This window comes from Microseira sp. BLCC-F43, from assembly GCF_041929235.1.
GTDB lineage: Bacteria > Cyanobacteriota > Cyanobacteriia > Cyanobacteriales > Aerosakkonemataceae > Microseira.
Genome location: NZ_JBHFNP010000075.1, coordinates 1 through 8,624, shown reverse-complemented (window position 1 = coordinate 8,624; position 8,624 = coordinate 1). Strand labels below are relative to the sequence as shown.

The 8,624-nt window shown below is 46.8% G+C and carries 7 protein-coding genes; all 7 read left to right on the top strand.

Annotated elements, in window-relative coordinates; all coding sequences use genetic code 11:
- On the top strand, positions 1-1,219 hold a 1,219-nt coding region (locus ACE1CM_RS12135; RefSeq protein WP_374877730.1), incomplete at its 5' end, for an RNA-guided endonuclease InsQ/TnpB family protein.
- 134 nt (positions 1,220-1,353) lie between these two features.
- Entirely contained in the window at positions 1,354-1,524 is a 171-nt protein-coding gene (locus ACE1CM_RS12130; protein ID WP_374877729.1) for a hypothetical protein, read from the top strand.
- A 46-nt stretch (positions 1,525-1,570) separates the two neighbouring features.
- Positions 1,571-6,157 carry a glutamate synthase large subunit gene (gltB, locus tag ACE1CM_RS12125; RefSeq protein WP_374877728.1) on the top strand — a complete coding sequence of 1,529 codons (4,587 nt, stop codon included), beginning with the start codon at positions 1,571-1,573 and terminating at the stop codon, positions 6,155-6,157.
- Between the two features lie 164 nt (positions 6,158-6,321).
- Entirely contained in the window at positions 6,322-7,536 is a 1,215-nt protein-coding gene (locus ACE1CM_RS12120) for a hypothetical protein (RefSeq protein WP_374877727.1), read from the top strand.
- Positions 7,537-7,589: 53 nt separating this feature from the next.
- Positions 7,590-7,865, top strand: a complete 276-nt coding sequence (locus ACE1CM_RS12115; protein WP_374877726.1) for a BrnT family toxin — start codon at positions 7,590-7,592, stop codon at positions 7,863-7,865.
- Positions 7,849-8,094 carry a hypothetical protein gene (locus ACE1CM_RS12110; protein WP_374877725.1) on the top strand — a complete coding sequence of 82 codons (246 nt, stop codon included), beginning with the start codon at positions 7,849-7,851 and terminating at the stop codon, positions 8,092-8,094. Before ACE1CM_RS12115 ends, ACE1CM_RS12110 begins: the two co-directional genes overlap by 17 nt.
- A 272-nt stretch (positions 8,095-8,366) precedes the next feature.
- On the top strand, positions 8,367-8,492 hold the full coding sequence (locus ACE1CM_RS12105; RefSeq protein WP_374877724.1) for a hypothetical protein: 126 nt from the start codon (positions 8,367-8,369) through the stop codon (positions 8,490-8,492).
- Positions 8,493-8,624 lie beyond the last annotated feature (132 nt).

Genomic DNA, 8,624 nt, shown 5'->3' with positions numbered 1-8,624 from the left:
GATAAGAAAACTGCAAATGATGGCAGTCTGGATAAGCCCATTGTCAAAGGATAGGTTAAATGAGGAGCGGAATGAGGTGAAAGTCTCACGTTCCGTTCTGGAGAGCAGTGGCTCTCGCAAGAGAGTCACTGACTTTAATCGCTGCTCAATCAACGCTTGCCCTTTGGTGTGCAGCATTGCTGAACCTAGAGAACAGCCTGAATATTATGGGCAAAAGCGAACACTTGTGTCTCTCAAGGCAGAACGAGAATGGTACAAAGACATTCATGCCGATGTCTTGCAAGACATGGTGAAGCGAGTAGACCTTGCATTTGCTAGGTTCATCAAAGGAGATAGTAACGGAAAGCGTAGCGGAAAACCTAGATTTAAGGGGAAAAACCGCTATCGCACTTTTGCTTATCAACGAGTTAAGCCTGACTGCATCGATAAAAATCGGATTGAACTACCTAAATTAGGAAGAGTAAAATTTATTCAACATCGCTCTATTCCAGATGGTTTTACGATCAAACTCGCTTTAGTCACTCAAAAAGCTGATGGATGGTACGTCACGCTAAATTTAGAAGATGTTTCTATTCCAGATAGTCCAACCATCGATATTGAACCAACAGAAGCTAACAGTATCGGTATTGATGCAGGTTTACAGTATTTTGTCGCCTGCTCTGACGGAATGATGGTAGAGCCTCCTAAGTTCTATCGAAAGGCTCAAGAAAAACTGGCTTCATTGCAAGCTAAGAGAGAATTACGGCAAAAGGGTTCAACGGCGAGGCGTAAGCTCAACCAACGAATAGCCAGATTACATCAACAAATTGCTAGGCAGCGTAGGCAATGGCATTTCGAGCTAGCTGGTGAATTAGTTGATAAAGCTCTTGTGATTTTTGTTGAAGACTTAAAGGTTTCCAACATGAGCCGACGCAATCAACCCAAACAGGACGAGTCAGGTAATTTTCTTACCAATGGTCAAGCTGCTAAGTCGGGTCTAAACAAAAGTTTTGCTGATGCTGGGATAGCTGGATTCTTAAACGAAATCCTGCCGCACAAAGCTGCAAAAGCTGGGCGGTTGATCGTGAAAGTTAATCCGGCAGGAACCTCCCAACATTGTGCAGTGTGCCTAAACAAAGTTACAAAACAGTTAAGCGATAGATGGCATGAATGCTCTTGTGGTGCATCCATGCCTCGCGATTTGAACTCTGGTATTTTAATCAAAAAAGTGGGGCCCTAGCGTTCGCCTCACTATAAAACGCGAATCCGGGAAATCTCGGAGGAGAAGCCCACACTCTAATCTTTGATTGAGTGTGGGAGTACGTCACCCACATCAACAGCGCGTAGGGACACCCCACCGATCGGTTTGATTCTATGGCGCCAAATTTTTCCTTAGCCTTAGTTCCTACGAAGACAGCGCCGCCGACGATCGCGCGATCGCCAATCTGGAACATAATATTATCTCACGACTTGCCATCGACTCTAACAATTTCCTTAAGAGCCGACACCCACAAGTCGCTGTTGTTAGAAAATCTAGATCCATAGAATCAAAAGCTTCCCGCCGTCTAAATCGCACTGCCAGGACACCAAAATGAACAGCAACGCACTGCCTGCAAAACAGGGACTCTACGATCCGCAGTTTGAACGCGACGCCTGCGGTGTCGGTTTCATCGTCCACATGAAAGGAAAGAAGTCGCACGCGATCGTCGAGCAGGCGCTGACGATCCTACTCAACCTAGACCATCGAGGTGCTTGCGGTTGCGAACCCAACACCGGGGATGGTGCAGGTATTTTAATGCAAGTGCCGCACAAGTTTTTCCAGAAGGTGACGGCGGCAGAAAATATTACCCTACCAGAAGTCGGACAGTATGGCGTCGGCATGATATTCTCTTCGCCAGATCCCGCCACGCGCCAGAAAAGTAGGCAGATTTTTAGCGAAATTGTCGCACAAGAAGGCCAGCAAGTATTGGGCTGGCGCGACGTGCCGAAGGATAACTCTTCCCTGGGAGATACGGCAAAATCTAGCGAACCGTTTGTAGAACAGGTATTTATCCAGCGCAACTCGGATCTGGTTGACGATTTGGCATTCGAGCGCAAACTCTACGTTATCCGCAAGCTGTCTCATAACGCCATCCGCACTTCAGGAATCGATCCCTATTGGTATCCAGCTAGCATCTCCTGCCGCACGATTGTATATAAAGGTATGCTGATGCCGGTGCAGGTGGGTCAGTATTATCCCGACTTGCAAGATCCGGATCTGGAAAGCGCGCTGGGATTGGTACACTCGCGGTTCAGTACGAACACCTTCCCCAGTTGGGAACGTTCTCACCCCTATCGCTACATCGCCCACAACGGGGAAATTAATACCCTGCGCGGCAATATAAATTGGATGCACGCCAGACAGTCGCTGTTTGAATCAGAATTATTTGGCGATGATATTAACAAGATTCGCCCGGTGATTAACCCGGATGGTAGCGACTCGCTCATCTTTGATAATGCCCTAGAACTGCTGACTTTGGCAGGGCGGAGTCTTCCCCACGCGGTGATGATGATGATTCCCGAACCTTGGACGGGACACGAGTCGATGAGCGATGAGAAAAAAGCTTTCTATAAATACCACTCGTGTTTGATGGAACCCTGGGATGGTCCGGCTTCGATCGCATTCACCGACGGTACGATGATGGGTGCGGTTCTCGATCGCAATGGTTTGCGTCCGTCTCGCTACTACGTCACCAAGGATGACCTGGTAATTATGGCATCGGAAGCAGGCGTGCTGCCGATCGAACCAGAGCGAGTGGCGTTTAAAGGTCGTCTGCAACCGGGGCGCATGTTCCTGGTAAATATGGAAGAAGGCCGCATCGTTGCCGATGAGGAAATTAAGAATAAAATAGCCACCGAGCATCCTTATCGCCAATGGCTCGACCAACATATGGTCGAACTGGCAAAACTTAAAGATGCAACAGAATTACCAGTATCAGATCCTAAAACTTTATTGCAACGCCAAATGGCGTTTGGTTATACGTTTGAAGAATTGCGGATGTTGCTGACCCCAATGGCAAGAGATGGAGTGGAAGCTGTCGGCGCGATGGGTTCAGATACGCCACTGGCTGTGCTTTCTGACCGTCCGAAATTGCTTTACGAGTATTTCAAGCAACTGTTTGCCCAAGTGACAAATCCGCCCATCGATTCGATTCGGGAAGAGATTGTTACTTCGCCAGAAACGACTATCGGTGCTGAACGAAACTTGCTCAAACCTGAGCCGGAAAGTTGTCATTTAATTGAACTAAAAACGCCGATTCTTAGTAACGAAGAATTGGCGAAATTGAAACATATTTCTGAGGGCGATTTCAAGTCGATTACCCTGCCGATTTTGTTTAACCCCAAAAATGGGGTAGCAGCTTTGGCAGCGGCGATGGAGGAGATTTTCGCCGAGGCAGACCGGGCGATCGCATCCGGCACCAACTTGATTATTTTGAGCGATCGCAACATCTCCCCCTCCCACGCCCCGATCCCCGCCTTGCTCGCCGTCTCCGGACTGCATCACCACCTGATCCGCAACGGTACGCGCACCCGCACAGGACTCGTCCTCGAATCCGGCGAACCCCGCGAAGTCCATCATTTCGCCACTTTAATCGGCTACGGCTGCGGCGCCATCAATCCCTATCTCGCCTTCGAGACAATCGACGCGATGATTCAACAGGGAACGCTGGTAAATGTCGATACCTACAAAGCCTGCAAGAATTACGTAAAAGCCGTAACCAAAGGCGTGGTAAAAGTGGCGTCAAAAATCGGTATATCAACGCTGCAAAGCTATCGCGGCGCGCAGATTTTCGAGGCGCTGGGATTGAACAAATCAGTCATTGATAAATATTTTACCTGGACGGCATCCAGGATCGAAGGGGTGGGGTTGGAAGCGATCGCCACCGAAGCCATTTTACGCCACAGCCACGCCTTCCCCGACCGGGAAGTCAACGGTCATACCCTCGACGTGGGCGGCGAATACCAGTGGCGCAAAGAAGGCGAGGCGCACTTGTTTAGTCCCCAAACTATCCACACGCTGCAAAAAGCCGTGCGCGAGGATAGTTACGAACTTTACAAGCAATACGCCGCCCTGGTAAACGAGCAGAATCAGCGGTTCTATACCCTGCGCGGGTTGTTGAAATTCCAGCAACGGGAACCCGTACCAATTGAGGAAGTTGAGCCGGTGGAAGCGATTGTGAAGCGCTTCAAGACAGGGGCAATGAGTTATGGGTCGATTTCTAAGGAGGCGCATGAGGCTTTGGCGATCGCCATGAACCGCATTGGTGGCAAATCGAACACCGGGGAAGGCGGCGAAGACCCAGAGCGCTACACCTGGACAAACGAACAGGGAGACTCGAAGAACAGCGCGATCAAACAAGTTGCCTCTGGACGTTTCGGCGTCACCAGCTTGTATCTCTCCCAGGCGCGGGAACTGCAAATCAAGATGGCGCAAGGTGCGAAACCGGGTGAAGGTGGGCAGTTACCAGGTAAAAAAGTATACCCTTGGATTGCCAAAGTTCGTCACTCGACGCCAGGGGTAGGTTTAATTTCGCCACCACCGCACCACGACATTTACTCGATTGAAGATTTGGCAGAGTTAATCCACGACTTGAAGAATGCCAATCGCAACGCGCGGGTTAGCGTCAAGTTGGTGTCGGAAGTCGGCGTGGGAACGATCGCGGCTGGCGTTGCGAAGGCACACGCCGATGTAGTGCTGATTTCTGGTTACGATGGCGGGACGGGTGCTTCTCCCCAAACTTCAATTAAACACGCTGGCTTACCTTGGGAATTGGGACTTGCCGAGACGCATCAGACATTGGTGTTGAATAACCTTCGCAGTCGCATCGCCGTAGAAACCGACGGACAAATGAAGACGGGGCGCGATGTGGTAATTGCCGCCTTGCTAGGTGCGGAAGAATTCGGCTTTGCTACCGCACCATTAGTTACCCTGGGCTGTATTATGATGCGCGTCTGCCATCTCAATACCTGTCCTGCTGGCGTGGCGACGCAAGATCCCTATCTGCGGAAAAACTTTACCGGAGATCCGGCACATACAGTCAACTTCATGCGTTTCATCGCCAGTGAAGTTCGCGAAATCATGGCGCAACTCGGTTTCCGCACCATCAACGAAATGGTGGGACGCACCGATGTTCTGGAAGCGAAACAAGCGGTCGAACATTGGAAAGCCAAAGGCATCGATTTATCGAAGATTCTGTATCAGCCAGAAGTCGATGATAGCGTTGGACGTTACTGCCAGATTCCGCAAGACCACGGTTTAGACAAATCCCTCGATATCACCACATTGCTGGATTTGTGCAAACCAGCAATTGAAAGCGGCGAAAAAGTCAGCGCCACCTTGCCGATTAAAAATACCAACCGCGTCGTCGGTACAATTCTCGGCAACGAAATTACTAAACGCCACTGGCAAGGCTTACCAGAAGATACCGTCCACCTGCACTTCCAAGGCAGCGCGGGACAGAGTTTTGGTGCCTTCGTACCCAAAGGCGTAACCCTCGAACTCGAAGGCGACGCCAACGACTATCTAGGCAAAGGGTTAAGCGGAGGCAAGATAATTGTATATCCGCCTGCGGGTTCGACCTTTGTGCCAGAAGAAAACATCATCATCGGTAACGTTGCCTTCTACGGTGCAACGAGTGGCGAGGCGTATATCAACGGTGTAGCTGGAGAACGTTTCTGCGTCCGCAACTCCGGCGTCAATACCGTAATCGAAGGCGTCGGCGACCACGGTTGCGAATACATGACCGGCGGGAAGGTGGTTGTGCTGGGTGCAACCGGACGCAACTTTGCAGCCGGGATGAGTGGCGGCGTCGCTTATATTCTGGATGAAGCGGGCGACTTCGCGACGCGGTGCAACACCTCGATGGCAGATATCGAAATTCTTGACGAAGAAGACATCGATACCGTGCGCGAGATGATTCAAAAGCACGCAGATTATACCAAGAGTCAGAAAGCTGCTAAAGTGCTGGCGAATTGGGCAGAAATGGCGCCGAAATTCGTCAAAGTGATGCCTCGCGATTACAAGCGCGTCTTGCTGTGCTTGAAGAATGCATTGGCGTCGGGATTGAGTGGTGAGGATGCGATCGCTGCGGCATTTGAAGAAAACGCTCGCGACGTAGCGCGGATTGGTGGTAGCTAATACTCTGCGGTAGAATTCTAGCCTTGAAACAAGGGGCGTAAACAAGCCCCTTGTTTGCCTATAGTAAGGTTATAGGAAGCAGTATATGCTAGACTATTGTGAGCAATCTGATAGCCAATATATTTCAGAAATTTAACTCGCATACATCCTAAATAAGATCGCCTATGGAGATCAACCAAGATAGCAACCTAAAGTTCGAGATCCTAGCAATTAGTACAAGTGAACAATTTAGCATTTTATCAGAGCTTAACCTTCTCCATTTACTGCTCTCTAATGGTTTGCTATGGAAAAACCAGTCATTTGATGAGATAAATCTGCGAATAACTGATGATAGTAATACTCTTGAATTAAGGCGAGTAAACCCTGATACAGAAAAGGATGTGGAATTCAGCAATAATTATGCAGAACTCAGCAAGGCATTTTCCGTAACTGTAACTGGGAAATATGATTGGTTGGAACCAAAACGGAAGCTGATCGTAGAGTTTCTAAAAAAGCAAAATTTTGACCACTTATATGTTTTAACTGACCAAGTTTCTGAACAGATCGCATGTAAAATTTATCCACTTATCTATGGAGTTGAAAATCTTCTTCGCTCTTATATTGTTAAATTTATGACGACACGAATGAGTCCTGAGTGGTGGGATAAAACAGCTACCAACGATCTCAGGCAGAAGGTTCTAGAAAGAAAAAACAACGAAAAAGAATTTTCAGCGTATATTGATAACAAAATATATCTTATTGATTTTAGTGATGTAGGAAGACTTATATATAAGCATTCAACGGGGTTCACAAGTAAAGAAGATCTAATTACTAAAATTTCTGAGGTTGAAGAAACACCTGAAGCAATCAGAAAATTAAAGGAAGAGATACAATCTAATTATCAAAGATTTTTTAAAGAATCTTTCAAGAATAAAAATTTTCAACAGAAGTGGGAGGAGCTTGAAAAAATTAGACATAAAGTAGCACACAACAACTTATTTACAAATGGAGCTCTTGAAAAAGGTAAACAGTTATCTCAGGAACTACTTGATATTATCGATTCAGCACTTAAAAGCGTTGATGCGATACCGTTACGTTTAGAAGAGGTAGAAGCTATACAAGAAAGCTTTGCTACGCAAGAAAGTTTTACCGATATTACCGAACATGAATTTCTCGAAGAGTTGCGACAGCAAGAAGAATATTACTCTAAGCGACCTAATGGCTTTGTTAGTCTATCGAGATTCGTAAGAGAATATCTTGTGAATAAGAGTTACAGCGTACCATCCACCTATAGGCTTGTTAAGGAATTAGAGAAACAAAATAAAGTAAAGGTTTATTACGTAGACAATCCTTACAATGAACAACAAAAAACTGCCGCAATTCGGATAGAAAGCTCGTAAAGCATCGGTATAGCCTACTAAACTCTGCAAGTGCAAATCATGAAGAATTACACATGGAATTTGAATGGAACCCAGACAAAGCGGCACTAAACCTTGAGAAACATGGTATTTCCTTTCAAGAAGCTTCGACCGTGTTTAACGATCCGCTATCTGTAACTTTTCCCGATCCCGATCATTCCATAGGAGAAAGCCGCTACGTTATTATTGGCATATCAGGGTTTGGACAACTTCTAGTTGTTGCACATACTGATAGAGAAGAAAAGATACGAATTATCAGTGCCCGAAAAGCTACTCGGCAGGAGAGGAAGTTTTATGAAGAAGGAAGTTGAGAATGAAATGGAAGACGAATTACGTTCTGAGTACGATTTCACTCAAATGGAGGGAGGTATTAGGGGCAAGTATGTTGAACGATATCGTGTAGGAACAAATTTAGTGCTTTTAGATCCCGATGTCGCTCAAGCTTTTCCCAATGATATAGCAGTGAATGAGGCGCTGAGAATGTTAATTCAGATTGCCCAGCGCCAGCAGTCCAAGCCTGCGATGCACCAGACGGAATAGAAATTTTTGGTAAGAGTTTAAGGTTATTAGCCGTCGCTAACCTCTGCCGTTAGGTCGGACTCAGTTGCTCGAGTTGCGGATAGTCTCGCAGAGCTAGAGGCATTGCTCAGTCTGAAACTCAGTGAAGCGACTCGCCAAAAGAGAACGCTTGAAGAAGTGATGAGAGTCATTGCACTGTAGCATTTTCACATAATGACCTGGATTTACTTTGTGAGTTTTTAAAGCAATACTTCCTTTCTGAATAGTTAACTTCATAAAATTGGAAACTAGATATGCAGAAACTTCGTTGGCTCGCTCGTTCGGAGTTTTCTAGAATATGTAAATCTGACATCAAGGAAATGAAAGTCGATGGAGAACCTGTAGAAGTTCCTCTCATCCAACTTGAGGGAGATTATTGAACGTGACTCTAATATGCCAAAATTAACAACTTGCTATCCTTTATAGAAACTCGAGAGGATAAGAGATGACGACAAATACAATTAAGTTGCTTGACGTGGTGGCTTTAACCGTTAACCTTCCGGAATACAATT

Bases quoted from the DNA above. Each gene is read 5' to 3' on its own strand.
- ACE1CM_RS12130 (WP_374877729.1), top strand. From the start codon at position 1,354: ATGGCGCCAAATTTTTCCTTAGCCTTAGTTCCTACGAAGACAGCGCCG.
- gltB (WP_374877728.1), top strand. From the start codon at position 1,571: ATGAACAGCAACGCACTGCCTGCAAAACAGGGACTCTACGATCCGCAG.
- ACE1CM_RS12120 (WP_374877727.1), top strand. From the start codon at position 6,322: ATGGAGATCAACCAAGATAGCAACCTAAAGTTCGAGATCCTAGCAATT.
- ACE1CM_RS12115 (WP_374877726.1), top strand. From the start codon at position 7,590: ATGGAATTTGAATGGAACCCAGACAAAGCGGCACTAAACCTTGAGAAA.
- ACE1CM_RS12110 (WP_374877725.1), top strand. From the start codon at position 7,849: ATGAAGAAGGAAGTTGAGAATGAAATGGAAGACGAATTACGTTCTGAG.
- ACE1CM_RS12105 (WP_374877724.1), top strand. From the start codon at position 8,367: ATGCAGAAACTTCGTTGGCTCGCTCGTTCGGAGTTTTCTAGAATATGT.